25 protein-coding genes are annotated in these 24,159 nt (G+C 63.2%); 14 read left to right on the forward strand and 11 right to left on the reverse strand.

Annotated elements, in window-relative coordinates:
• Positions 1-14: 14 nt before the first annotated feature.
• The 3 genes from ACIPY3_RS19105 to ACIPY3_RS19115 are packed head-to-tail and all read left to right on the forward strand — an operon-like array spanning position 15 to position 3,195.
• Positions 15-884, forward strand: coding sequence for a carbohydrate ABC transporter permease (locus ACIPY3_RS19105; RefSeq protein ID WP_400336700.1), 870 nt, complete (start codon positions 15-17; stop codon positions 882-884).
• A 5-nt stretch (positions 885-889) separates the two neighbouring features.
• Complete coding sequence (locus ACIPY3_RS19110; RefSeq protein ID WP_400336615.1) at positions 890-2,524, forward strand: extracellular solute-binding protein; 1,635 nt, start codon at positions 890-892, stop codon at positions 2,522-2,524.
• A gap of 5 nt (positions 2,525-2,529) precedes the next feature.
• Positions 2,530-3,195, forward strand: a complete 666-nt coding sequence (locus tag ACIPY3_RS19115; RefSeq protein ID WP_400336616.1) for a DUF624 domain-containing protein — start codon at positions 2,530-2,532, stop codon at positions 3,193-3,195.
• A gap of 22 nt (positions 3,196-3,217) precedes the next feature.
• Here the strand turns inward: ACIPY3_RS19115 and ACIPY3_RS19120 are convergent, their stop codons facing one another.
• The 4 genes from ACIPY3_RS19120 to ACIPY3_RS19135 form a co-directional block, all read right to left on the reverse strand.
• Positions 3,218-4,555 (reverse strand): amidohydrolase family protein, encoded by a 1,338-nt coding sequence (locus ACIPY3_RS19120; protein ID WP_400336617.1) that lies wholly within the window; start codon positions 4,553-4,555, stop codon positions 3,218-3,220.
• Between the two features lie 151 nt (positions 4,556-4,706).
• Positions 4,707-5,216 carry a DinB family protein gene (locus ACIPY3_RS19125; RefSeq protein WP_400336618.1) on the reverse strand — a complete coding sequence of 170 codons (510 nt, stop codon included), beginning with the start codon at positions 5,214-5,216 and terminating at the stop codon, positions 4,707-4,709.
• On the reverse strand, positions 5,213-5,644 hold the full coding sequence (locus ACIPY3_RS19130) for a VOC family protein (RefSeq protein ID WP_400336619.1): 432 nt from the start codon (positions 5,642-5,644) through the stop codon (positions 5,213-5,215). Before ACIPY3_RS19130 ends, ACIPY3_RS19125 begins: the two co-directional genes overlap by 4 nt.
• 33 nt (positions 5,645-5,677) lie before the next feature.
• Positions 5,678-6,433, reverse strand: a complete 756-nt coding sequence (locus ACIPY3_RS19135) for an SDR family NAD(P)-dependent oxidoreductase (RefSeq protein WP_400336620.1) — start codon at positions 6,431-6,433, stop codon at positions 5,678-5,680.
• A gap of 224 nt (positions 6,434-6,657) precedes the next feature.
• Between ACIPY3_RS19135 and ACIPY3_RS19140 the strand changes: the two genes are divergently transcribed.
• Positions 6,658-7,140 (forward strand): hypothetical protein, encoded by a 483-nt coding sequence (locus ACIPY3_RS19140; RefSeq protein WP_400336621.1) that lies wholly within the window; start codon positions 6,658-6,660, stop codon positions 7,138-7,140.
• Positions 7,141-7,191: 51 nt separating this feature from the next.
• Positions 7,192-7,881: a hypothetical protein gene (locus ACIPY3_RS19145; protein WP_400336622.1), complete on the forward strand. Its 690-nt coding sequence runs from the start codon at positions 7,192-7,194 to the stop codon at positions 7,879-7,881.
• A 349-nt stretch (positions 7,882-8,230) separates the two neighbouring features.
• On the opposite strand, the gene ACIPY3_RS19150 is transcribed toward ACIPY3_RS19145, so the two are convergent.
• Positions 8,231-10,573, reverse strand: coding sequence for a glycoside hydrolase family 3 N-terminal domain-containing protein (locus ACIPY3_RS19150; RefSeq protein WP_400336623.1), 2,343 nt, complete (start codon positions 10,571-10,573; stop codon positions 8,231-8,233).
• A gap of 212 nt (positions 10,574-10,785) precedes the next feature.
• On the opposite strand from ACIPY3_RS19150, the gene ACIPY3_RS19155 reads away from it, so the two are divergent.
• The 5 genes from ACIPY3_RS19155 to ACIPY3_RS19175 all read left to right on the forward strand — a co-directional run bounded on the left by ACIPY3_RS19155 (position 10,786) and on the right by ACIPY3_RS19175 (position 15,011).
• The gene (locus ACIPY3_RS19155) at positions 10,786-11,898 is read left to right on the forward strand and encodes a Gfo/Idh/MocA family protein (RefSeq protein WP_400336624.1); all 1,113 of its coding nucleotides are present in this window, start codon (positions 10,786-10,788) and stop codon (positions 11,896-11,898) included.
• A gap of 14 nt (positions 11,899-11,912) precedes the next feature.
• Entirely contained in the window at positions 11,913-12,872 is a 960-nt protein-coding gene (locus tag ACIPY3_RS19160; protein WP_400336625.1) for a PmoA family protein, read from the forward strand.
• Between the two features lie 29 nt (positions 12,873-12,901).
• Entirely contained in the window at positions 12,902-13,630 is a 729-nt protein-coding gene (locus tag ACIPY3_RS19165; RefSeq protein WP_400336626.1) for a cupin domain-containing protein, read from the forward strand.
• Between the two features lie 13 nt (positions 13,631-13,643).
• Positions 13,644-14,669: a LacI family DNA-binding transcriptional regulator gene (locus tag ACIPY3_RS19170; protein ID WP_400336627.1), complete on the forward strand. Its 1,026-nt coding sequence runs from the start codon at positions 13,644-13,646 to the stop codon at positions 14,667-14,669.
• Between the two features lie 84 nt (positions 14,670-14,753).
• Positions 14,754-15,011: a helix-turn-helix transcriptional regulator gene (locus ACIPY3_RS19175; protein ID WP_400336628.1), complete on the forward strand. Its 258-nt coding sequence runs from the start codon at positions 14,754-14,756 to the stop codon at positions 15,009-15,011.
• Between the two features lie 157 nt (positions 15,012-15,168).
• Here ACIPY3_RS19175 and ACIPY3_RS19180 read toward each other — a convergent pair whose 3' ends face one another.
• Positions 15,169-15,591, reverse strand: a complete 423-nt coding sequence (locus tag ACIPY3_RS19180) for a hypothetical protein (RefSeq protein ID WP_400336629.1) — start codon at positions 15,589-15,591, stop codon at positions 15,169-15,171.
• Between the two features lie 271 nt (positions 15,592-15,862).
• On the opposite strand from ACIPY3_RS19180, the gene ACIPY3_RS19185 reads away from it, so the two are divergent.
• Complete coding sequence (locus ACIPY3_RS19185; RefSeq protein WP_400336630.1) at positions 15,863-16,600, forward strand: ANTAR domain-containing protein; 738 nt, start codon at positions 15,863-15,865, stop codon at positions 16,598-16,600.
• Positions 16,601-16,761: 161 nt separating this feature from the next.
• A complete protein-coding gene (locus tag ACIPY3_RS19190; protein ID WP_400336631.1) occupies positions 16,762-18,126 on the forward strand; it encodes an MFS transporter in 1,365 nt (454 codons plus the stop codon).
• On the opposite strand, the gene ACIPY3_RS19195 is transcribed toward ACIPY3_RS19190, so the two are convergent.
• Positions 18,123-18,368: a hypothetical protein gene (locus ACIPY3_RS19195; protein ID WP_400336632.1), complete on the reverse strand. Its 246-nt coding sequence runs from the start codon at positions 18,366-18,368 to the stop codon at positions 18,123-18,125. The two genes, ACIPY3_RS19190 and ACIPY3_RS19195, sit on opposite strands and share 4 nt — an antisense overlap.
• A 130-nt stretch (positions 18,369-18,498) precedes the next feature.
• Between ACIPY3_RS19195 and ACIPY3_RS19200 the strand changes: the two genes are divergently transcribed.
• On the forward strand, positions 18,499-18,951 hold the full coding sequence (locus tag ACIPY3_RS19200; protein ID WP_400336633.1) for an SRPBCC domain-containing protein: 453 nt from the start codon (positions 18,499-18,501) through the stop codon (positions 18,949-18,951).
• 36 nt (positions 18,952-18,987) lie between these two features.
• Here the strand turns inward: ACIPY3_RS19200 and helR are convergent, their stop codons facing one another.
• Together helR and ACIPY3_RS19210 are read right to left on the reverse strand one after the other, a co-directional pair.
• The gene (gene helR / locus ACIPY3_RS19205) at positions 18,988-21,135 is read right to left on the reverse strand and encodes an RNA polymerase recycling motor ATPase HelR (protein ID WP_400336634.1); all 2,148 of its coding nucleotides are present in this window, start codon (positions 21,133-21,135) and stop codon (positions 18,988-18,990) included.
• Positions 21,136-21,488: 353 nt separating this feature from the next.
• Complete coding sequence (locus ACIPY3_RS19210; RefSeq protein ID WP_400336635.1) at positions 21,489-22,238, reverse strand: DUF1648 domain-containing protein; 750 nt, start codon at positions 22,236-22,238, stop codon at positions 21,489-21,491.
• A 189-nt stretch (positions 22,239-22,427) separates the two neighbouring features.
• On the opposite strand from ACIPY3_RS19210, the gene ACIPY3_RS19215 reads away from it, so the two are divergent.
• The gene (locus ACIPY3_RS19215; protein WP_400336636.1) at positions 22,428-22,649 is read left to right on the forward strand and encodes a hypothetical protein; all 222 of its coding nucleotides are present in this window, start codon (positions 22,428-22,430) and stop codon (positions 22,647-22,649) included.
• Between the two features lie 10 nt (positions 22,650-22,659).
• Here ACIPY3_RS19215 and ACIPY3_RS19220 read toward each other — a convergent pair whose 3' ends face one another.
• The gene (locus ACIPY3_RS19220) at positions 22,660-23,085 is read right to left on the reverse strand and encodes an ankyrin repeat domain-containing protein (protein WP_400336637.1); all 426 of its coding nucleotides are present in this window, start codon (positions 23,083-23,085) and stop codon (positions 22,660-22,662) included.
• Between the two features lie 454 nt (positions 23,086-23,539).
• Positions 23,540-24,013: a hypothetical protein gene (locus ACIPY3_RS19225; protein ID WP_400336638.1), complete on the reverse strand. Its 474-nt coding sequence runs from the start codon at positions 24,011-24,013 to the stop codon at positions 23,540-23,542.
• Between the last annotated feature and the right edge of the window lie 146 nt (positions 24,014-24,159).

The raw sequence follows: 24,159 nt of genomic DNA on the forward strand, positions 1-24,159 counted from the left end.
TCCGGGTGACCGACATGAAAGTGTCCGGGGGCATGCGGGTGTTCCAGGCCTTCAACCTGGTGTTCTTGCTGCTGGTGGTGTTCCTGACGGCCTACCCGTTCCTGAACATCATTGCGCAGTCGTTTTCCAGCGAGGGGTTCATCAACTCCGGGCAGGTCAACCTGTTCCCCATGGGCTTCAACACGGAGACGTACAAGCTGATCCTGGCCGACTCGTCGTTCTGGACCAACTATGGAAACACGGTGCTGTACACCGTGGTGGCCACGGCCATTTCCATGGTGCTCACCACGTCCTTTGCCTACGCGATTGCCAAGAAGGAACTGAAGGGCCGCAGCGTCTTCATTGGTCTGGCCGTTTTCACCATGTTCTTCAACGGCGGGCTTATTCCCAACTACGTCCTGATCAGCTCCCTCGGCATGCGGGACACCATCTGGGCCGTGGTGCTGCCGAATGCCATCAGCGTCTTCAACCTGCTGATCATGAAGTCCTTCTTCGAAAACATGCCCAGGGAATTGGAAGAGGCGGCCTCCATTGACGGCCTGACGCAGTACGGAATCCTTTTCCGCGTGGTGCTGCCGCTGAGCAAGGCGATCGTCGCCACCATGGTGCTGTTCTACGCCGTGGCCAACTGGAACTCCTGGTTCCAGGCCTTCCTTTACCTGGACAACCCGGACCTGTTCCCGGTCACCATTTACCTCCGGAACATGATCGCCGGTGTCACTACCGCAGGATCTGCAGGCGGAACGGCAGAGAACGTCGGCCAGATCGCCGCCAACATCCAGTCGGTGACCATCGTCCTTACCGTCATCCCCATCCTTTGTGTCTATCCCTTCGTCCAGAAGTACTTCTTCTCGGGCGTGATGCTCGGTTCCGTCAAGGAATAACCCTCATGAAAGGAAACCCAATGATCCGCAGACGAGACTTCCTGGGGCTCGCGTCCGTTGTCACCATCGGTTTGGTCATGACAGCGTGCGACGCCGATACCAAAGAGAAGGTTGACACCTCCAAGAACCGCACGGGTGCCATGGACAGCTTCAAGGTGGGAGACACGTTCAAGGCGACGGCGCCCCTGACGTTCTCCTTTCTCTTCTCAGACCAGCCCACCTACCCCTACAAGAAGGACTGGCTGCTCTTTACCAAGATGGCCAGCGACAACAACATCACGCTGGAACCCACCATCGTTCCCAACAGTGACTACGAGCAAAAACGCAGTCTCCTCATCAGCTCAGGGAGTGCCCCGGAAATCATTGCCAAAACGTATCCCGGACAGGAATCGGCCTTCGTATCGGCCGGAGCCGTCTTGCCCGTCAGTGACTACGTGGATCTGATGCCGCACTACCAGGACAAGATCAAGAAGTGGAAGCTGGAGCCCGAGATCGAGGCGCTCACGCAGGAAGACGGCAAGTACTACGTCCTTCCTGGCCTCCATGAAGAACTGTGGCCGGACTACTCGCTGTGCTTCCGGAAGGACGTGCTGAAAAAGGAAGGGCTGTCCGAACCCAAGACCTGGGACGAGTTGCGTGAAGTGCTCCGCGCGCTCAAGAAGGCCTATCCCGACGTCGTTCCTTTCTCCGACCGCTTCAAGGGCGACAGTGTCCTGAACATCGCAGCTCCGGCGTTCGGCACCGTGGCTGGCTGGGGCCTTGTGGACGGTTTGCTGTTCGACCAGGACAAGAAGGAGTTTGCCTTCGCCTCAGGTTCGGACAAGTTCAAGGACCTGGCCACGTACTTCAACTCACTGGTTTCCGAGGGACTGATGGATCCGGAGAGCTTCACGCAGACGGACGACGCCGCCATCCAGAAGTTCGTTTCCGGCAAGTCGTTCGTGATCAGTGCCAACTCGCAGAACGTCATCACGTACCGCACCTCCATGGAACAGTCGCTCGGCAAGGGCGCCTTCGAGATCGGCAAGATCACTGTTCCGGGCGGTCCGGCCGGTGACATCATCGGCGGTACCCGCCTGGAAAACGGCATCATGCTGAACTCGTCCGTGAAGGAGAAGGACAGCTTCGTGGCACTCATCCAATACATCGATTGGCTGTTCTACAGCGACGCCGGCCAGGAGTTCAGCAAGTGGGGCGTCGAAGGGACCACCTATACCAAGCAGGGCGGCAAGCGGAAGCTCTCAGCTGATATCAACTATCAGGGACTCAACCCCGCCGGGACCAAGGATCTTCGGGTGGACTACGGATTCTCCGGCGGCAACTTCGCCTATGGCGGTACCACGGACCTGCTGCAGTCCACGTTCAACGAGGAAGAACTGGCGTTCCAGGAGGCCATGAAGTCCAAGAAGCCCCGTCCTGTCTCGCCGCCTGTCCCCTTCAGCGACGTGGATCGTGAACAAGCCACCCTGGCGCTCACGCCGCTGAAGGACCACGTCAAGCAGAACACCCTGAAGTTCATTACCGGACAGAGGGCCCTCGGCGAGTTCAATGCTTACGTGAAGGAACTCGACAGCAAAGGCATGGGCAAATACGTGGACCTCGCCAACAAGGCGTACAAGGCGTACGCGGACAAGAAGTAGGTTCGGTGGCAGCCACGAAAGCGGAATTCGGCTCAGGAACGCTCTTCAAGGCGGCCGGCACTGTCTATGGCGTGATGGTAGGGAGCGGCTTGCTGGTGCTGACCAACGTCCTTGTGCTGGCCATGCCGCTGCTGGGGCCGCTGGCCCCGCTTCCGCTGGTCCTGGTCGGTCCGGCTGTGGTGGCGGCGTGCTACGCCTTCAACCGGCTCATGGCTGGCGAGGACACGGGAGTATTCCGCGACTTCAGGAAGTCCTACCGTCTCAATTTCCTGCAGGCGTTGGTCGTATGGCTGCCTTACCTCGCTCTGCTTGCCGTCATCGCTGGCAACCTGATGAGCCTGCCGGGCAGCAACCCTGAAACAGTTGCTGCCCGGGTGGGGCTGATCGGCCTGGCTGTCCTTGTGAGCACCGCGGCCTTTCATGCGCTGGTGCTGCTGTCCCGGTTCTCGTTCAGGACCGTGGACATCTACAGGCTCTCGCTCTTCAGCCTCGGCTCGTTGAAGCGGGTGTCCTTGGGCAACGCAGGGATCCTGTTCATCGCCGGATTCCTGCTGACTACCACGTCGGTCTGGCTGCTGCCGTTCATTTCCGGCGCGGTGGTGTACCTCATCTGCGTGAACTCCCGAACGCTGCTGAAGCGCGTGGAGCAAAAGTTCACGCTGCCCGCCTAGAAGAAGTGACCGAGGGTTGCTCTTAGAGGTTCGTGCGGACCACGGCACCTTGGGCGATGACGGTGCTCACCTTTTCGAGGGCAGAACCGTCCGCCAGAGGGTCGGCGTCCACAATAACGACGTCGGCCATCGAGCCGCGTACCAGGCGACCCGCGGCGTCGCCACGGCCTAGCAAACGTGCCGCGTTGGTCGTGGCAGCCTGCAGCGCCTCGAGGGGAGTGAGGCCGGCTTCGGAGAGCAGGCGAACCTCGGTCCCGATCGGCGTCACGTCCGTGCCGAACGAGTCCGTACCGGCGATGATCGTCACACCCGCGTCCTTGGCAGACCGCACGGCTGCCTGCAGGATCGGGGTGTACTCCTTGCCGCGGGCAGCCAGGATCGGGTTGCTCGACCCGGCCATGCTGGTGATTGCATCCATGGTGGGCGTGAAATAAGTTCCTCGACGCGCCATCTCGTGGATGGTCGCCTCCGACATGAACACGCCATGCTCAATGCTGCGGACACCGGCCCGGACCGCGCCGTCGATGCCTTCTGCGCTGTACGCATGGCAAAGCACACCGGCACCCTTTGCGGCTTTCACGATCGCACCGATTTGATCCACGTTGTAGACCAATTCGCGGGGATCCTGCTCGGGGATGCCTGCCCGCGGGTTGGCCCGGGTCTTGATGACCTCGGCACCACGCTTGAGGTTGATGCGGGTGAGATAGGCCAAATCCTGGGCCTCCGTGACGCCGCCCTTGAGGGTGGCCAGCGGTGCCAGGTCCGGATCGGCCAGGAGGGAGTCTCCCTGGTCCGGGGAGATGAACAGTCCGGCCGGGGTCATGCGCGGAGTGACGCCCGGTGCCCAGGAAGGTACCGCGGCCATGGCGATGTCCTGGTAAAAAGTACTCGATCCGCTGCGGACACTCGTAGCTCCACCCTGGAGAAGCAAGTGGGCATCGGCCAGGGCGTTAGCGTGCACGTGGGCATCGACGAGGCCCGGGAGGACCCAGCGGCCGGACGCGTTCAGCACACGCGCCCGGCTTGCGACGGCGGCAACCGCCTTGCGCGTCTGGTCCCGGGTTCCGACGGCGGTCACTTTGCCGCCGTCGAGGACCACCACGCCATCCGCTACAGCGTCGCCGGTCTTGGGATCCACCACGGTGCCGCCCTCAATGATCACCGCTTGGGTAGTGAGAGGCTGGCCGGGATAGTTCGGCCCGGACTTCGGGTTGTCTGCCAAGGCCGGGGGAGCGGAGACCATTTGAGCGGCGATGCCCGCGACGGAAATTCCGGCAAGGGCTGCGGCGCCGGCGAGGATGCCACGACGCGGCAATTCACCGGTGGGCTTGGGCGCTGAAGTGTGGTCGTGAAGGCACATCGTTGTACTCCTGGGTGGAACTACCGGGGCCGCTACGATCTAGCGATCCGCTTTTGGTATTCCAGAATGCAGGATGTGGGCCAATGAGCGCAAGCTTCTAGGCCAGATTGTGCGTGAGATTTCGTTCTGGTATGCCAAATAACGGACGGTGTTAGGCGGGATCAGCTTGTCCATCCAGAATCTGTTCCCGCAGGATGTCCGCATGCCCGCAATGCTGTGCCAACTCCCGGAGCATGTGGAGATACACCCAGCGCAATGGCAGCGGGCCGCGGCGGTTCCCCAGAAGCAGGTCATCAAGTCCGAGGTCAGCGGCCGCGCGGCGAGATGCTTCGCACGCCTCGCGGTGGGCCTGCTGGATACCAGCGATCGTGTCCGTCTCCTCGAGGATGAACGACTCGTCCGGTGTGGATGGAATGCCGATCTCAGCACGGGAGCGGCAGGTGATCGCTTCGTCGAACCAGACCTTCTCCACGAACGTCACGTGCTTGACGAGGCCCAGAAGTGTCGTCCGCGAGGGGACCAGCCGGCGTCGTGCTTGTTCTTCGGTGAGTCCGTCCAGGCTGGCGTTCAGTGCGCGGCGGTGTTCGTCGATGAAGGTCTCGAACTGCACGTGGGCGTCCGCGGTGATGACGCTATCGGCCGAGCGTAGTGGGGCGCTCATCCGAAAACCACCGTGCCGTCGTCGTCGACCCTCCAGCCGGGGTTGTAGGCAATTTCCCACACAATACCGTTGGGGTCCTTGACATGGCCATGGTAGATGCCGCCGAACGCGCCTGCCTGGGCCGGCTTGATGACACTGGCGCCCGCTGAGGCCAGTTGCTCAATGGTGCGGGTCACTTCCGCCTCGCTGCCAACGTTATGGGACAAAGTGACGCCACTGACTCCCGCAGTTTTGGTGCCGCTGGCCAAGTCCTGGTCGAACTTGTCAGCGTCAAAGAGACCGAGAACCTGTCCGGGGGCAACCTGGAAGAAGATGATTTCGCCGGGAACGTCCATGAGGGGATCCCAACCGAGCCCGCCCTTGTAGAAGGCGCGGGCCCGGTCCAGATCAGGCGTGGCAAACGTGATGAAATGCAGTCGCTGTTCCATACGGCCATGCTAGCGAGGAGGAGCGACGATAACTCAGGCCAGGTGCTGGCGCGTCCCGTTCAGTCCGGAGGCCGGCGCGTCGAACAAGGCGGCCACGTGCTCGCCGAGTTCGTTGACGTGGGTGTAGCCCGGGAATTTGCGGTGGGGTGCGGCCTCCTTCATGGCGTCGTCAAGGAGTGCCTTCACCACGAAAACCACGGCGGCCGAGGTCTGCTCCTTCGGCTCGGTCTTGTGGCCTGACTGGGCCGCGTTGAAGCCGTCCGCCACGCCCAGGACCCAGGCTTCCGATGCAGCCTTGATGGCGGAGTAGCTGGCACCGCCCGCGGTCGGCTTGGCAGCCGCTACAGCCGAAACGATGGCCAGGCGGCCGCGCGGCGAGGCCTCGAGGTCGGCGTAGAAGGCGCGCGTGGTGTTCCGGAGCGTGGTCATAATGCTGGTGTGGAGGATGTCCCAGTCCTCGTCGCGCTGGCCGGTAATTCCTTCGCCGCCCCGCCAACCACCCACCAAATGGATGAGTCCTTCCACGCTGCCGAGATCGTTGCGGACTTCTGCGGCGAGTTTTTCCACGGCTTCCGGGTTGGAAAGGTTGCATACATAGGTCTTGGTGCCTGGGTACGTTTCGGCCAAGGCCTCCAGCCGGGTGGCGTCGAGGTCGACGGCGGCCACCCGCGCGCCCTTCGCGAGGAGTGCGGCGATGACAGCCTGCCCTGCGGCGCTGGTGGATCCTGCGACCACTACGTTGAGGGGCTGGGCGGCTTCCACGTCATTGTGGTCATTCGTGAGGGGCACGGCGAGTCCTTCCAAAACTGTGTTTGCGTTCTTAAGGAGCGTAGCGAGGCTCGGCACGGGCTAACGGATATTCCGGCTGAGCGTAAGAGATTCTCATGCTTGGATCGGGTTGTGCCGTGGTGAGCGGTATTGGAGTGCCGGTTTGGAGCTCCGGCGGAGGCAACGATCCGGGCACGGATTCCACGGGTAAGGCGCGTCCGCGCTCGGGCGAGCGACAATGACCTATGGCACTTACTGTTGGCATCAACTACCGCCGAACCGCCGCCGCGGTGGCCACGGCGTCCTTCGCTGCCATGTCCCTAAGCGGCTGCATCTCTTACTGGGGAGGCGCTCCGCCGTGCATGCCTCCGGATTACGCGGTCAGTCCGACTGCCGCCAGGCCTGGTGACTCCGTGACAATTACCGCGGAGGATGCCACCTGCGATCCGCGCTACGGCCACGACGCAAGGGTGCTGATCGTCGTTAAGGATTCCACCGGCGTCGAAGTTCTCACCACCACAGCTCCCATGGCCGACGCAGGCGGCTTCTCCTACACGTTCCAAGTGCCCGCAACCATGAAACCGGGTATAGCCAGCGTCGGCGCGTCCCCGGACGGTGTCGACTGGTGCGACGACACCGGCAGGAACAACCGGGTAGGCCGCGGGGAACCTGAACTTCAACGGGCGTCCTGCGCTGAACGGGTCAAACCGCTGAACATCAGCCGTTGAGGTGGCGCGGCCGTTGTTGAGGCAGGTCCACGGCGGTGGGAGGATGAGTCTGTGCAACCCTTCTTCGACTTCCTCGGACACTACTGGTGGCTCATCTTCCCGATCGGCGGCATGGCCGGCGGGTGGATCCGGCAATGGTCCCGTGCCAGCGAACGGCGCCACCGGCGCAAGGTTGAGTTGTACAAGCTGAAGAACCAGCAGGCCGTGACCGAACAAGCCAGCCAAGCCGAAGTTGCCGCCTTGATGGCGGCCCACGATGCCGTGAACCACAAGTGGCTCGACTACGAGTTGGACGTGGGAAAGCTTATTGATTACCCGCTGATGAGCGACGTCCGCGAGCCGCTCACGGTGGCCTTCCTTCGTGCCAAGAAGGAGGCCGACGGCATGCGGCCCGCTTCGCCTGCAGACATTACGACGGCGGCCCGGCTCGCCGAATACCGGGCGACGGTGCACAGCTATGAGATTGCCTTCGAGATTGCGGAACGCGAATCAAAGCGGATCAAGGACGGCAACTTCACCGGTCCCGAACGGGAACGCCTGGCCACGGCCCGCAAACTCCTGCGCATTGCGGAGGACGTCGCGGCCACTCCGGCCGAGCGTCAGACGGCCTACAAGCGCGCCCGGAAGGAACTGGACGGCCTGATCGTCTTGCCCGAAACCACGGTTGCCGCTCTGGAAAAGAAGGTCGCCGGGATGCTGGATACCCGCAAAGACCCCGACACAGACGCCCGGATCGCGTGAGCTGAGCCCCTTGCCGGGGCGGCACTGTACCTCCCCGACCCACTTCGAATCCCGCCAAGCCGAAAGGCAACCGGAAGGGGGTTCCTTCGGATCTGCGTGGGCGCAAAGTAGGTCGGGAGGGCACGTCTCATTCCCCTTCCGGCCGACGCACCCCACCTTGGTGAGAGCGGGTCCGGGGGATGGGGGTGTTTGGTGAGAGAGGGTCCGGGGGGTGGGGGTGTTTGGTGAGAGAGGGTCCGGGGGGTGGGGGTGTTTGGTGAGAGAGCGTCCGGGGGAAAGGGGTGTTTGGTGAGAGAGCGTCCGGGGGAAAGGGGTGTTTGGTGAGAGAGCGTCCGGGGGTAGGGGAGGCTTAGGCCGGGCGGACCTCAGCTGGCGTCAGCATCTCCCTGTCAAAGCCCACTATGCGGCGTTCGCCGTGCAGGATCACCTCGTGCGTCGCAGCGTCTGAAGTGCTTGAGGTCGAGACATGCAGCTTCACCAGCCCCGGCGTCACCACTCGTGCCAGGTCCAGCCCGGTGAATGACGTCCTATCGGCATGGACCGTGAACTCCACTTCGGCCGAGGACCCGGCGGCCAGTTCTACCCGGGCATAACCGATGAGTTCGCGGACAGGCCGGACCACTTCGCCCACGGGGTCTTCCAAGTAGAGCTGCACGATCTCAGCCCCGGAACGCGAACCCGTGTTGGTCACCGTGCAGGAGATGGTGACCGAGTCCGACGTCGACATGGTGGGCGCACCGCACCGGTGGTCCGCGAGGGAAAAGTCCGTATAGGACAGGCCGTGCCCAAATCCGAACAGTGGTGACGGGTCCAGTGCGCTGACCTGCGTAGCTCCGGCGAGGCGCGAGTGGAGGTACGTGCCGGGCTGGCCGCCGGGGGATCGGGGCACTGAGACGGGCAGCTTTCCGGACGGATTGACGACGCCGGTGAGCACGTCCCAGAGGGCGGCCGCACCGTCTTCGCCCGGGAAAAAGCCCTGGACGATCGCGTCGGCCCGGTCCGCGAAGTCGCCCAGCGCGTAGGGCCTGCCGCTGAGGACCACCACCACGGCACGTGTTCCGGAATCAGCACACGCCGTCAACACGCGGTCCAACATCCAGTGCTGATCGCCGGGAAGGCGGAGGTCGGCGGCGTCGTTCCCTTCGCCGGAGGTACCCCTGCCGAAGAGTCCGGCGTTGTCGCCAACCACCACCACGCAGGTGTCCACGGACGCCGCAACTGCGCATGCTTCGGCGATCTGGTGTTCGGAAGAGGCCTCGCAGTTGCCGGTCACGGACACCGCCACGGACGGGAACCGCTGCAAGGCCGCTGCGGCGACGGAAGGCACGGAGATACCCATCGGAACCTCGGGATGGGACGCGCCCACGTGGGCGTCGAAGGAGTAGCAGCCCAACATGGCGAAGGGATCATCGGCCAAGGGACCAAGAACCGCCAGGGAACCACGCTGGGGGAGGGGCAGCGCGGGTCCATCAGCGCGAGCCTGATTGCTCAGCAATACCAAGGACTGTGTTGCCACTTCGCGGGCCAACTCGCGGTCCTCAGCAGGATCAAGCTCAAATGGACCAGACAGCCAAGCCGGAACGGCGGAGAAGTCGGGGGACAGCAGACCCAGCTCCTGTTTCTGCCTCAAGACGCGCCGAAGCGCCGTGTCCACCACTTTGCCGTCCACCTTGCCGTCGCGCACGAGAGCGAGCAATGGCTCACCAAAGCAGTTCACGGTGGGGAGCTCCACGTCGACGCCGGCCGTCAACGCCAGTGCCGCGGCGTCGCCGGAGTCGGCGGCTACTCCATGGGTTACGTTGAGGAAGGCAACCCCGAAGTAGTCAGCCACCACCGTCCCACCGAAGCCCCATTCCTCACGAAGCAGCCCAGTCAAAAGGGCGCGGTTCCCGGCGGCCGGTACGCCGTCGACGTCGGTATAGGCGTGCATCACGGAACGGGCGCCACCGTGGCGGATCGCCATTTCAAACGGCGGCAGCATAACATCGGCGAGTTCGCGCGGACCCATGGAGACCGGCGCGTGGTTGCGGCCGGCCCCGGAGGCGGAGTAGCCCACGAAGTGTTTCAGCGTGGCGACGACGCCGGTGGATTCCAGGCCTTGGACGTAGGCCGTGGCGAGGGTGCCCACCAGATAGGGGTCCTCTCCGATGGTCTCTTCCACGCGGCCCCAGCGGAGGTCACGGACTACATCGAGCACGGGTGCCAGGCCCTGGTGGATCCCGAGGCCACGCATGGAGGTGCCGATCCTCTGTGCCATCTGACGCACCAGGCCAGGGTTGAACGTTGCGCCCCAAGCGAGGGGGACCGGGAAGGCTGTGGCCTTCCACGCGGCCAGTCCGGCCAGGCACTCCTCGTGGACCTGTGCGGGGATCCCGAACCGGGAGGCGGCCATGATTTGTTCCTGGGCAGCGGCGAGCCGACGGGCTCCTTCGGCGGGGTCCACTGGAACGGTCCCGTACATGCGGGTGATCTGGCCCAGCCCGTTGGCAATGACCTCTTCCCACGAGCGCGCGTCGCCAGCCATCTGGCTTTGCAGGGGAGCAACGGAGTCGCCATGCGTGGACGCGTTCACCCACACGCCCACCAGTTGGGCGAGCTTCTCTTCAAGGGTCATTTCACGGATGAGGTGTTCCACGACGTCCTCGGCGGGGACGCGGGCAAGTGATTGCTGTTCGGCGGCGCCGCTGGTCACTGGGTTCTCCTAGGGTTGGGATGGCGATTTTTAGAAACTATCAGAAAATTCTGTTTACTTTCTAGGTTCGAAAGTGTTGACTGTGTGCTGGGCAGCTACTTCAGAATCCGCTGTTTCTGCGCATAAGCGAGAACTTATTTGTGCGCCCGGGTGTGTGAAGCACCGCCTCTGTCAGTCCGAAACTTTCCGAACCAACCCGTAGGAAGAACTCCATGAACACGTACAGAGTGGCCATCGTTGGAACCGGCGGGATCGCCGCAGTTCACGCCGCCAACCTGGCCCGCACCGACAACCGCGCCCAACTGGTTGCGGCCTGCGACGTCGACGAGGCCCGGTTGCGTGTCTTCTGCGACGAGCACGGAATCTCCGGGCGATACGGCACCCTCACGGAACTGCTGGCCGAAGTGAAGCCGGACATCGTGCACCTCTGCACGCCGCCCATGATGCACATCGACCAAGCCATCGAGTGCCTGGAATCCGGCGCCCATGTGCTTTCCGAGAAACCGCCGGCGCTGAGCCTGGCCGACTTCGACCGGCTGGAAACGGCCCAGGCCAAGAGCGGCGCCGAGTTCTCCTGCGTCTTCCAACATCGTTTCGGTGATGCCTCTGCCGCCGCCCGCAAACTGATCGGCGGCGCAGGTTTCGGGCGTCCACTCGTAGCCCGCTGCGACACGCTCTGGTACCGGCCCGACGAGTATTTCGAGCTCCCGTGGCGTGGGACGTGGAAGGCCGAAGGCGGCGGACCGACCATGGGCCACGGCATCCACCAGTTCGACCTCCTCCTGCACCTGCTGGGCCCGTGGGAGGAAGTGGTGGCGATAGCCTCGCGCCAAGCCCGGGCAACCTCCACCGAGGACCTGTCTGCTGCCCTGGTCCGCTTCGAAAACGGTGCCACGGCCACGGTGATCAACTCCTTGCTCTCGCCGAGGGAGACCTCGGACATCCGCATCGACTGTGAGTTTGCCACCATCGAGCTCAGCCACCTCTACGGCTATGGCACCAAGGACTGGACCATTACTGCCGCCCCAGGCCACGAGCAGGATGTTATCGGTGCCTGGGAAGCGGAAGTCTTGGAACGCGGCAGCGGCCACTCGGCCCAGTTCCTTGCCATGTATGACGCGCTCGACGCCGGACTGCCCCTTCCAGCCGGAGCCGACTCAGCGCGGCAAACACTGGAGTTCGCTGCCGCGATTTACGCCTCGGCCTTCACCGGCCGGCCTGTCCGCCGAGGGGACATTGTTCCCGGCCACCCCTTCTACGACGGCATGGACGGCGATGGCCTCGGTACCCGCGTCCTGGCCGCCACCGCCACCGCCCACGCCTGAGCCCTGGAGAACCCATGACCACCACTGCCACCAACCACACAACCAGCGCCCTCAGCTACACGGACGATGGCCGCACACTCACCTTCACTGTCGGCGCCCAGCACATCGCGAGCTACACGTACCGTCCCACGGACCACCAGTACGAAAGCCCGCGGCCCTACTTCCACCCACTCACAACCCTGGGTGGCGACGAGGTCACGATCTCCCGGCCATGGGACCACGTGTGGCACAAGGGCCTGTCCTGGGCCCTGCCGAACGTGGGCGAGCACAACTTCTGGGGCGGCGCCACCTATACCCGCCAAACCGGCTACGCCAACCTGGATAACAACGGAGCCATGAACCACGAGGTGTTCACGAGCATCGAGGAATCCACGGACGGGATCGTAGCCTCGGAGTCACTGGTCTGGACCGCGCAGCCAACTCCCGGAAGGGAAGGGCAGGCGCTCATCAAGGAGGACCGGCGTTTTGCCCTCCAGCTCCTGCCCATCCCGGGCTCCTGGGTGCTGCTCTTCGAGACAACCATGGACAACACTTCGGACGCGGACATCACCATCGGCAGCCCCACCACCGAGGGCCGGGACAACGCGGGCTATGGCGGACTGTTCTGGAGGGGACCCCGGTCCTTCACCGGCGGGGAGTTTCGTTCCGAGGCCGGTACAGGTGCCGACGAGTTCATGGGTACCCGCTCGTCCTGGATTGCCTTCACCGGACAGCATGATGTCACGTGCCGCAAGTCCACCATCCTCTTCGTCGAGGACCAGGCCAACCCGGGTGCGTCCAACCAATGGTTCGCGCGCTCGTCGATGTTCGCGTGCCTCGGCTCGGCGCCGTTCTTCAGCGAAGTAGTCCCGCTCAAGGTGGGCGAACCGCTGACGTACCGGTACGCCGTCGTGATTTCCGACGGCAGCGTTGACGCCGGTTCGGCTGTCGCGCTCGCGGACGCAGCGACGGCGGCGCTGGAGGCCTGGGCTTAGTGTGCACGTCGTTCCCGGGCGCCACGGCGGTGTCTGAAGTCAGCATCTATTCGTGGCCCGGGGCCGACGGCGCAGCGGGAGGTTCGCCGCACCTGCACACAGCCTCCACCGAGGCGTACGTGGTCCAGCAGGGGAGCGGGCGTCTGGAAACCCTCGACTCACGCGGGTTCACGTCCACGCCCCTGGAGCCGGGAACGGTGGTGTGGTTCACGCCCGGCACCGTGCACCGCGCCATCAACGACTCCGGCGACCTGCGCGTGCTCGTGGTCATGCAGAATGCAGGGCTGCCCGAGAACGGCGATGCCGTCATGACCTTCCCGCCCGAGCACTTGGTGAGCGTCGACTCCTACGCGCGGGCAGCCCACCTTCCGTCCAAAGACGCCGACGGCGGTGAGGCGTTCGCGGAGGCGGCCGCGCGCCGTCGTCGTGATCTGGCGTTGGCGGGGTATCTGGAGCTGAAAGCCGCCGTCCAGGAGCTCGGGATGGCGGCGCTCGCGGACTTCCATGCCGCCGCCGCGACGTTGGTGCGGGAACGCACTGAGCTGTGGCGTGGATATCTGGCTGACGGAGCTGCCCGGCAGGCGGAACTGACGGCGGGCCACCTGGCTTCGCTGGAATCCATGGAAACTTTCTACCTGCAGGAAGCAAGGACTACGATGGGCGAACGGAAATCCCGCAGGATCTACGGCATGTGCGGCCGGATCCAGGCGTGGGAACTTTCCGAAACTGTTGGTGCCGGGACGGTGGCTTCCGGCTGAAAGGGGTAGCTTCATGGTGACCAAGCAGGACTCGGGACGGGCGACCATCAGCGAGATCGCCCGTGAAGCCGGGGTGTCCGTGCCCACGGTTTCCAAGGTCCTCAACGGCCACGCCCATGTAGCGGCCGCCACGCGCGCCAAAGTCGAAGAAATCATCGCCAAACGCGACTACGCCCGCCGGCCCGCCAAACGAAGCAAGAAGGCCGGACTTGTTGACCTGGTGTTCCCGGGCATGGGTTCGGAGTGGGCCTGCGAAATCATTGAGGGCGTGGAACGCGTGGCCCAGGAAGCAGGCTACGGCACCGTGGTCAGCAGCTTGTCCCTGGACGGTTCGCGCATCCGCCCCTGGTTGGCGAACCTCGCCGAGCGTAAGTCCGACGGCGTCCTGTTGGCGGTTTATGAACTGGACCCGAAGCAGATCCAGCGCATCAAGTCGCTGGGCATTCCCGTGATCCTGATCGATCCCGTTGGCCAACCCGGACCCGAACTCATGACCGTGGGCGCGGCTAACTGGGACGGCGCGTTCTCGGCCACCGAGCACTTGTTGAAGCTGGGCCACCGACGGATCGGCATGATCGGCGGCCGCGAGGATTTGCAGTGCAGCGGCGCCCGCGAGGACGGGTACTTGGCGGCACTCAGGCGTGGGGGTGTGGAAGCGAATTCGTCCCTGATGGTGCCGGGAGATTTCTCCATTGAGTCGGGGGAGCGGGGCACGGAGGCCTTGCTGTCCTTGAAGGAGCGGCCCACCGCGATCTTCACCGGCAACGATGCCCAGGCTTTGGGCGCCTATCGGGCTGCGCGATCTGCGGGGCTGCGGATACCGGAGGACCTGTCCATCATCGGATTTGATGACATCCCCGCGGCCGAATGGATCGAGCCTGGGCTCACCACCATCCGGCAGCCGGTGGTCCAGATGGCAGAAACGGCCATGCGGGCGCTGCTGCGGCACCTGGAGGGCGACGAGGAACTGCCGCAACGGATCGAACTGGGCACGGAGCTGGTGGTGCGGGGGTCGACAACGGCGCCCTCGTCTTCTTGATGTAGCAGATCATGAACTTTTGAGCTTTTTGTCGAAATGTTCATGATCTGCGACATTTGGACATTTCATTGATATGGTGAAGATGTGCAACATTCGGACGAGACCGCCTTCTTTCGGGCCTTCGACGCCAAGTCCTTCGGGGCTGCGTTGAGAAGCGCTCGCCAGGAACGTGGACTGACCCAGCAAGAACTCGGAGCCATGATTCGGGCCAGTCGTCACACCATCGTGCGACTCGAACGAGGAGAGAATGTCGCCTTGGAGACCGCGATGGCCGCTGCCAAGGCTCTCGAGCGGGACGTGGCCCTCATACCGCGTTTTTCCAGGTTGGATGTTAGGCGATAGTTGCCCGTGCAAGCGACCTACCCGCCGGAAAGACTGCCCGACGGGGGTAACCCCTCCCGACCTTCTTTGACGGAAGAACGGCCACTTCGCAACTGCAGCAGGTTGCAAAGTGGCCGTTCGCTTGTGGGAGTGGGTCAGGACGGCACGCCCACTAGCTTTAGCCCCGGCCCATGTTGCTCGACGGATCCTCACCGCTCTCTGAAGGGTCCGCCCGGAGTGCGTCCGGATCACCCTCCGGCAGGCCGGCCGGTCCGGGGACGTCTCCCGAAGCCGTGGGGATGTCCTGGTCGCCTTCGCGGTCCTGGTTGATGTCGCTGTCTGTCACGCCCGCGTCGTGGTGGGTGTGCTCTTCGTGCGCTTCTCCGTGTCCGTCCACGGCGAAGGAGCGGTCATCCTCCTGTTCGCCGGGTACGTCTGAGTCCATGGCGTTGGATCCCTCGCTGAGGGAGGAGTGCACGTGGATGTCGTCGGCCTTCTCGTTGGGATCGGGAACCTGGTCCTTGTCCACTGGATCGGATGTGCCCGCCAGGTCCTCCATTGCGTTCTCTGCTGCCTTGTGGATGCTGTCTTCGATGCCCATGGGATGACTCCTTTGCGATCGATGGTTTGTGTGGCGGGCTGGAACTATAATGGTAAGCATACTTAGTTATTGGTGGATGCGACAGCCGTAAGGAGTTGACAGAATGCCGTTTGATCTCTTCACAAAACCGCAGGTCAGCGCTTGCCGTGGCGCACTTTGTACCGGTGATCGTTGGAGGATAAGGTATCTTCAGACCGTTTTGCAGAGGGCGGCAATCTCCGCTCCTTTGCTGTAGGCCAGGGACGCTTTTCAGTCAGTAGGAACACGTCACATGGTCAACCCCCGCCCCGAGCAGGAAGCTCTCCAGAATGGTTACTTTCTGGATCTTGTCCTGGGTAGCGAAGATGTCGAGGCGTTTCTGACGGACTTGGCCGCTTTCTCGTCCGGAAGTCTCTCGCTCTCCGATGCTCCCGTTTTTTGCGGGATCACTGTCTTGCGCAAGAAGCGCGCCGCCACTGCCGCCAGCAGTGATGAACGAGCCCGAATCCTGGATGAACTCCAAAACACCCATGAAGGTCCCTGCCTGACCGCGATGGACAGCATGGGCTCTGTTTTGGTTCCGGATCTGGTCCGCGAAGTTCGCTGGCCGGAGTATGTGGAGGCCGCGGCCGGACAAGGCCTCCGCTCCGTCCTCAGCGTTCCGCTTGTGGTTGAAGGGGACACTCGGGCCGCGCTCAATCTTTACTCCGAACGGGCACATGCTTTCAGCGATGCCGACGTTGAGCGCGCCGAAGTCTTCGCCTCGCACGCCTCCAAGTCACTTCGCCTGGCCCTCAAGATCGCGCAGCTCAGCGATGCCCGCAACGATCTCGCCGCCGCCATGCAGTCCCGCACCATCATCGACCTCGCAGTCGGAGCGATCATGGCGCAGAACCACTGCAGCCAGGAGGAGGCGTTCACCATCCTCCGGACCGCCTCGAGTAACCGGAACATCAAGCTGCGGCACTTGGCGCAGTCGATCATCCAAGCAGTCTCGTCAGGCAAGGTCACGACGCACTTCGAGGAGTAAGAGTCGCGTCACCGCCCACCCTCTTACACGAGCTTCACGGCATTGCGGACACGCTCCCGTGTGGCCTCGACCGAGGAATCCGGATCTGGGGCATCCCGCCGGCGTCCCACCCAGCGGCCCCGTTTCGTGACCCGAGGCAACGATGTACCAGACTGGGGTAGGTGACCAACAGAAACTCCCGACCAGGCTTGGCCATCGCCGCGCTCAGCATCGGTACCGCGCTGAATCCGCTGAATTCGTCGATGATCGCGGTGGCCCTGGTGGTGTTGCGGGAGGATTTCGCGCTCGACGTCGCCACGGTCACCTGGGTGATCACGGCTTTCTACCTCGCGTCCGCTGCAGGCCAACCGCTCATGGGCCGGTTCGCTGATCGCTTTGGTCCACGCCGCTTGTTCACTTTCGGCATGGCACTCGTGGCGGTGACGTGCGCCATCGCGCCCTTCCTGCCGAACTTCGCGTTGGTCTGCGTTGCCCGGGCCCTGATGGCGGTGGGCACAGCCACGGCGTATCCGTCCGCCGTCGTGATGGTCACCGACCTCAGCCGCCTTGCCAACGTGCCGACCACCCGACCACTCGGGCGTATCCAGATGGCCAACACGTCCGCTGCCGCCGTGGGGCCCGTGGTGGGTGGCCTGCTGGTAAGCCTGTTCGATTGGCAGGCACTGTTCGTCATCAACGTGCCGCTGGCGCTGATCGCCTTGCTGGTGGTGCAACGGACCGCACCCGCCGACGCCGGACGCGAGACCGGTTCGCTGGGCAAACTCATTCGCGACTCGGACATCCCGGGCATCCTCGCGTTCGTGGTCTCCCTGATGCTGGCCATGATGGCCTTGCTCAACGTCATGCCGGACTTCCGCTGGTACCTGCTGGGCGCTGCCGTGGTGATCGGCGCGCTCTTCGCGTGGCGGGAACTCCGCTTCAACCCGCCGTTCCTGGACCTCCGCCTGCTGGGCAGGAACCGTCCGCTCCTGTTCATCTACCTCGTGTTTGTGGTGTTCAGCGGGGTCTACTACTTTGCGTTCTTCGGCCTTCCGCAGTTGCTCCAGGAAGCAGGGAATTACGACGCCGGACTGGTAGGCCTGCTGATGCTTCCCCTTGCGTCGATGTCCGTTTTGGTAACGCCGCTGACCGTTCGGCTGATCGAGCGGTTCGGCGTCCGGGCCGTGCTGATCACCGGGGTGCTGGTGCTCACGGTTGCGGCCGCGGCGCTTGGCCTGCTGACCTTGTCCCTCTGGCCACCGCTGGTGCTGGTGCTGACCGCCGTGATGGGCGTGCCCTACGGTGCCGTGAGCACAGCCTCCAACCAAGGACTGTACGTCTCCGCCCGGCCGGAGGAGCGCGGCGTCGCGGCCGGGATTTTCCAGACCTGCCGGTACTTGGGCGCCATCACGGCCACCGTGCTGATTGGCGTGTTCTACGGACCAGGTGTGAACCAAGCCAACTGGGGCCTGATGGTCCTGGTGATGCTGGCGTTGAACGCCGTGGTGATTGTGCTGTCCGTGATGTGGCGGAAACCGGCAGCCTAGTCCGAGATGATCCGGATGCTCACCTCGGGCAGTTTCTCGATGATGCGGCGCGGAATGTTCCCTTGGAAGGCCAGCCACAGGATGTGCCCGCTCGGCGTCACGGACTCCACTTTCCCGCGGTCCACGAACTGTCCGTGATCGTACACTTCCACGTTTCGGCCCCTGAGCCCGGTCCAGTCCGTAGCCACAACCCAGCCGATTCCCGGTTCAATGGCAGCCCGGGGTTCCTGCGTTCCAGTCATGAGTCATCCCTCTTTTGTGCGTGAGTCTTTTCAACTCAGTGGCGAGCCCCCGTAGTTCATGACGGCACAGTTTAAAAATGGGTGCCCGCAGGGGAAGCGCTGGGGAATGCCTGAATGTAGCATCTGGAATATGTCCAACGACTCCGGCATCAAGGCCAGCACCACCAGCAAGACGTTCAGCCGGACCACGCAAGTGTCCGCCACCATCAATGCGACCCCGGCCAAGGTGTGGAGCTTGCTGACCACGGCAAGTGACTACCCCACGTGGAACTCCACGGTGGTCTCCTTGGAGGGTGAGATCACGCCCGGCTCGACTATTCGGCTCGTTTCCACGCTGGATTCGAGCCGGACCTTCAAGCTCAAAGTCAAGGAGTTCGAACCCGCCCGGCGCCTCTCCTGGGGTGACGCGCTGGGCACGCGCGTCTATACCCTCACGGAAACCAACGGAGGCACGCGCTTCGAGATGAACGAACGCATCGGCGGCCCCATCTTTCCTTTGTTTGCCAGCAAGATCCCATCCTTCGACGCGAGCTTTGAGCAGTTCGCGGCCGACCTTAAGTCGGCAGCGGAGAAAGGCAGCTGAATTTACGACGCCGGCAGCGGGGTTACGCGGGCAGCGTCACCTCAGTATGACCAGCTGCTGGGTTGCCCTCGTCATGGCCACATAGCGGTCCACGGCACCCTCGACGCCATCACCGAATCCGTCCGGCTCCACGAGGACCACCAGATCGAACTCCAGCCCCTTCACCAGTTCCGGTGACAGCACACGGATGCGTGGCGACGCCGGGAGCGAGCCCAATCCGGCGTCGTGCGTTGCTATGACGCAAGCGACGCCATCGGCGTTGGCCGCGAGCCAATCGGTGAGCAGAGGCTCAAGATCATCCAAGGCGCCGTGCCGCACTGGCGGGCCGCTGCGGATGGATGTGGGCACGTTGGCGTCGGGGAGTGCAGCGCGGATCACGGGCTCGGCGGCCGCCATGACTTCCTCAGGCGTGCGGTAGTTGATGGTCAGGCTGGTCTGGTGGATAGTCCCCAACCCCACGCGTTCCAGCCGCTCCTGCCATGACTCGACGAATCCGTGCCGGGCCTGGGCGCGGTCGCCAACCACCGTGAAGCTCCGCGACGGGCAGCGCTGCAGCAGCATCTGCCACTCCGCGTCCGTGAGTTCCTGCGCCTCATCCACCACGATGTGCGCGAACGGACCGGCCAACACATCAGGGTCTGCGATGGCTACGTCCTCGACGAGCTTCTCCAGCATGTCCCCGCCGCGGAGCATGGACATGACCATGAGCTCGGAATCGTCGGCGGCGATGAGGTCCTCCACCACGCGGTCCATCAAGTCCTTCTCCGCCGCTGCCTCTGCACGTTGGCGTCGCCTGTTCCTCGAGGCCTCCGGGTCGCCGAGCCGTTGCCGGGCTGCGTCCAGGAGCGGGAGGTCCGGGAAGGTCCAGGCAGTGGGGTTGGTTCGTTGCACCGTCTTGACTTGTTGTTCAGTGAGCCATGGAGCGCACAGTTTGGTGAAGGCCGGGACGCGCCACAGATCGGCCACCAACTCCGCGTAGTCCAACAGGGGCCAGGCCTTGGTGAACGCTTGCGTCAGCTCGGCGTTCTGCGCGAAGGCCCTTCGGAGGAGGTCCTCGGGGATCTCGTTGGTGTCGAACTTGTCCAGCAGGATGGTCACCAGTTCATCCCAGACCTCTTCGCGGGCCTCGTTGTGCGGGGTGCCTGGGCTTGGCGCGTTGAACGCCTCAGCCCAGTCGTCCGCGCTGAGCCACACATCGGCCCACGGCGTCTCCACGTCCATGCCTTCAGCCGGTGGCTGTTCGTACAGCCGGACGGCTTTTTCAACGGCCTTGACCATGTCCGCTTGCGCTTTAAGGCGTACGACGGCGGCATCCGGCTCGGGTGCCGCGGTGGCTCCTTCGGGAACCAGATCCCGGATGGTGCACGTCTGCACGCCCTCTTCACCGAGGCTGGGAAGGACATCCGCCACGTAGTTCAGATACGGGCGGTGGGGTCCGATGAACAGGACTCCGCCACGGCGATGCCCCAGCCTGGGATCGGAGTAGAGCAGGTAGGCAGCACGGTGCAAGGCGACCACGGTCTTGCCGGTACCCGGACCGCCGTCGACCACCAAGGCACCACGGGACGAAGCCCGGATGATGGCGTCCTGGTCCGCCTGGATAGTGCCAAGCACATCCTGCATCTTGGCCGAGCGGCTGGAGCCCAGGCTGGCGATGAAGGCGGAGAGGTCCTCAAGCGCTGCCGTTTCCTCCGGGTTGTCCTGGGCGAATGATTCGTCCCAGTAATCCGTGATCCGGCCGCGGGTCCACCGGTAGCGGCGACGGCCGGCCAAGCCCATCGGGCTGGCGTGGGTGGCGCCGAAGAAGGGCTCGGCGGCGGGGGAGCGCCAGTCGATGAGGAGGCGTTGGCCGTCGCTGTCCGTGAGCCCGAGGCGGCCGATGTAGACGGGTTCTGCGTTCTTTGTTGTGGTGATGCGGCCCAGGCAGAGGTCCAGGCCGTACGATTTCAGGGCTTTGAGCCTGCCCGTGAGCCGGCGGGTTTCGACGTCCTTCTCCACGGCTTCCTGTCCGAAGCGGCTGGGGGCTCTCCGGATGGTTTCCAGTTGCTGTTCGAGGCTGGCAACGGTCTGTTCCATGCTGGCGGCGATGGCTGCGAAGTGCTCCTCGTCTTTGGCCACGAGGGCTGGATTGGCTTTGGGGGATAGGTGCTCGGGCAGGTTGAAGGCACTGGTTGCGAGTGGCATGGGAGCTCCTTGGTCCGGATTCGGCTCTCAATTGTGCAGGAACCCCTGGGCCTTGCGGCAAGGCCCCCTGTGCCGTATAGATTGAAAGTGAGGAGAGGTATTCTCCTCTTTTTTGTGTGCTTCTCTGGGGGTGCTTTGGGTGCCCCTCCGCCATTTCGATGCGTAGCTGCCCACAGTGCCGTGCGAACCATCGAATGGGCAGCGAGCCATCGAAATGGGCGTATCCGTCCTCGCTCCATTTAGACGCATGGCTGCGTGTTCGACGGCAGGAATCGTCTAATGCACAGGGAGCCATCGAACCGGGTGTCGCGACGCAGGCATGCGGGAGGGCCGCTCGGAATTGCGGGGCTTTTTTACAGCGACGCGATGGTTCCGAGCACCAGTGGGCCGATCACGAGGACGACCAGGAGAATGACCATGAGGGCACGTCCTTTGCGATTGCCCACGTTTACCGTCAGGCCGATGCCTGTGCCAGGTCGTTTCGGGACCAGAATGTGCGGGTCGTCAGGATTGTTGTAGAGGATGCCCGCGATCCAGAGCTTGTCTTGTTCCTCTTCGGCTGCTGTGGGGCGAATTCCTTCAGCCAGTGCTGTCCTGCGCGCCCAGCGTGAAGCCATGGTGTATGAAACCGGAATCACGCCAAGGACCAGTGCAATGAGCAAAAGGGCCGGCCACGAAGAAACATTATCCGGGTCAGACCATCCTGCCAAGGCAAAGAATGCGAACACGACGGCTATCAGGAACGAGGTGCCGCCCAAGGCAGCGATGGTGCCGCGGATCAGGCCTTCCCGGTGATGGAGCTCCCACGGGCTCGGTTCCTTATCCGGAAGTACCATCTTCGGCACCGCCGCTGCGACGATCGCCAGAAGCACGATGACTCCGGCGGCCGTCAGGAGAGGAAAGAAAACCGAGCCGAAGGTCTTCGGGGACCAGGCGTCGGGGCGTCCACCAGGTCCCCAGTGGGTTGCAACAACCTCGGGAAGCGACTCAAAGATGCGGATCCCGTAGGCGAAGCAGGCCAGCACGACAAGGCCTGCTATGAGATGCAGCAGCCAGAGTGGGCCGCGTCCATGCTTGATGTCAGTTTCAGTTGCGCCAGTCACGAGGGCCAGCCTAGACCCAGGTGGGATCAACGGATAACGGGGCTTTACTTCACTGTGGCTCCTGCACTTGTACTCTTGTGCAGGCTGATGCTTGTCAGCTCGTCACACACGTCAGGGCATCTGCAGGCCTGCGTAGGGGCCCTCATCCCGCGGATGTCACTGGAGAAGGACTGCTTTTTGAAAAAGCCGATGTTCGTATTTCTTGTCACGACGGTGGCAATACTCCTTGCCGCACCCGGCGCTTGGATCACTGCTTGGCTGGTGGGCGGAAAGACCCCCAGCCCGCTGGTACTCGGTATCGGCGTGGTGGCGGCCCTGATCGCCGGGACCATGGGTGGTTCACGGGTTTGGGATGACCGGCGTGCGATTCGTGAGCGGATCGCCGAGGAGAGAGAAGGCGGCGGGCTGTGAACAGAGGGGTCTATTCGCGAAGGTCTCGAAAGAACTCCACTACGTTGTAGTTTCCGATCAATTCGGCAAATCCCAAGGGAGTCTGCCCAGACGCATTGGCCTGGAGCGGGTCGGCCCCATGACTGCGCAGGAGCCGAATTAGTTCTCCTCTGCCTCGTGAATTGGCAACTGCTACAAACAGCGCCGTGTTGCCAAACGCGTTCTTCAGATCGACTTGGGCACCTGCGCGCAGTAGGTCTGACGCGGCGGCCACTGAATACTCCTGGGCCGCGAAGTGGAGCGGAGTGAAGCCTTGTTTGTCCTGGGCGCTCACCAATTCGCCCTGATCGATGAGCTCTTTGATGGTTGCCACGTCGTTGGTCATGGCTGCGTAATGCAGGGGCGTGCGGCCTGCTGGGTCCAAGGACTGCCTCCATACTGAACCAGTTGTGCTCAACGGCGCTAAGACCGGTAAGAAGTCGCTAAGTCTCTTACTGGCGCAGCAACAGCATATGCTCGACCATGAACCTGCCCAAGACTCGTATACCCGGTAAGTGCGTGTCCTGCCCGTAGTTTGGTGAGGGTGGTTGCCTGTTCGAGCCAGGCCAGGTCCGGGAGGTTCACTGTTCTACGGGAGCGATCGGGGCCTCCACCTCGGCGGGTGTTACTGCCGACGGGGATAAAGGGGCAAAGACTCGCCGCGTCTGGATCTAAGCTTCACTGGGCTAATGTATCGCACTTCAGACGAGCAGAACTCAAACCCGGCTGGGCTGTCGTTAGAGGTAGCGTGAAGCACCAGTCGACAACCCAAAGGCCCCCGTTCGATGCTTGGCTGCTTCTTAGACGATAGGAGTCGTCTAATGCGTGGCGAGCCATCGAAATGGGATGCTCTGGGTTCCCGGCCTTGCGATCTACGTCTGCTGCTCTGCCAGATAGTGCCTCCCTGGGGGTTGGGCGACATGAATCAGCCGGATGCGGTTCTGGTCCGGCCTCCAGAGGAGTGCCTGCAAGCGTCCATCGGCCAGTAGTGTCAACTCCACGGTGTCGCCTTTGCGCACAGATCCGATGGGGTTGAAGAAGCGGTACACGATGCTGAAGGATCGTGGCCTGCCGTCGACATCTTCAGCCTCCAAGTGGACCGCAAGGGCGCTTCGGTTGCCAGTCTTTCCAGTGACCGTGGCCTGGACAATCCTCCACTGAGCGCCTGAGGCAAGAAGTTTTCGAGCTCGGCCAAAATCCGTGAGGTCGCCCCAAAAACACAACAAGCAGGCCAAAGCGGCGAACGGCATTAGTGCGCCAAAGACAACGGGATCCGGGTGATTCGAGTCGTCAGCTCCGTCCACCCAGATGTCGAGTGGATCGGACGTTGAGACGTTCAAAGCCACAGGAAAGCCGACTCCTGGCAAGGTGCCACATCCGGCGTTGACTCCTGCGACGCCTTGCAACTGCTGATCACCCACTCTGTAGGAGACATGGAGGCGACACAAAGCCGAACGTCGGGATGAGTTGTCCTCCTGTTTGGTCACTCTCG

Origin of the sequence: Paenarthrobacter sp. NPDC089714 (assembly GCF_044748905.1) — a bacterium.
In the GTDB taxonomy this organism is placed as follows: domain Bacteria; phylum Actinomycetota; class Actinomycetes; order Actinomycetales; family Micrococcaceae; genus Arthrobacter.

Bases quoted from the DNA above. Each gene is read 5' to 3' on its own strand.
- ACIPY3_RS19105 (WP_400336700.1), top strand. From the start codon at position 15: ATGAAAGTGTCCGGGGGCATGCGGGTGTTCCAGGCCTTCAACCTGGTG.
- ACIPY3_RS19110 (WP_400336615.1), top strand. From the start codon at position 890: ATGAAAGGAAACCCAATGATCCGCAGACGAGACTTCCTGGGGCTCGCG.
- ACIPY3_RS19120 (WP_400336617.1), bottom strand. From the start codon at position 4,555: ATGTGCCTTCACGACCACACTTCAGCGCCCAAGCCCACCGGTGAATTG.
- ACIPY3_RS19125 (WP_400336618.1), bottom strand. From the start codon at position 5,216: ATGAGCGCCCCACTACGCTCGGCCGATAGCGTCATCACCGCGGACGCC.
- ACIPY3_RS19130 (WP_400336619.1), bottom strand. From the start codon at position 5,644: ATGGAACAGCGACTGCATTTCATCACGTTTGCCACGCCTGATCTGGAC.
- ACIPY3_RS19140 (WP_400336621.1), top strand. From the start codon at position 6,658: ATGGCACTTACTGTTGGCATCAACTACCGCCGAACCGCCGCCGCGGTG.
- ACIPY3_RS19155 (WP_400336624.1), top strand. From the start codon at position 10,786: ATGAACACGTACAGAGTGGCCATCGTTGGAACCGGCGGGATCGCCGCA.
- ACIPY3_RS19160 (WP_400336625.1), top strand. From the start codon at position 11,913: ATGACCACCACTGCCACCAACCACACAACCAGCGCCCTCAGCTACACG.
- ACIPY3_RS19170 (WP_400336627.1), top strand. From the start codon at position 13,644: ATGGTGACCAAGCAGGACTCGGGACGGGCGACCATCAGCGAGATCGCC.
- ACIPY3_RS19180 (WP_400336629.1), bottom strand. From the start codon at position 15,591: ATGGGCATCGAAGACAGCATCCACAAGGCAGCAGAGAACGCAATGGAG.
- ACIPY3_RS19185 (WP_400336630.1), top strand. From the start codon at position 15,863: ATGGTCAACCCCCGCCCCGAGCAGGAAGCTCTCCAGAATGGTTACTTT.
- ACIPY3_RS19195 (WP_400336632.1), bottom strand. From the start codon at position 18,368: ATGACTGGAACGCAGGAACCCCGGGCTGCCATTGAACCGGGAATCGGC.
- ACIPY3_RS19200 (WP_400336633.1), top strand. From the start codon at position 18,499: ATGTCCAACGACTCCGGCATCAAGGCCAGCACCACCAGCAAGACGTTC.
- helR (WP_400336634.1), bottom strand. From the start codon at position 21,135: ATGCCACTCGCAACCAGTGCCTTCAACCTGCCCGAGCACCTATCCCCC.
- ACIPY3_RS19215 (WP_400336636.1), top strand. From the start codon at position 22,428: ATGTTCGTATTTCTTGTCACGACGGTGGCAATACTCCTTGCCGCACCC.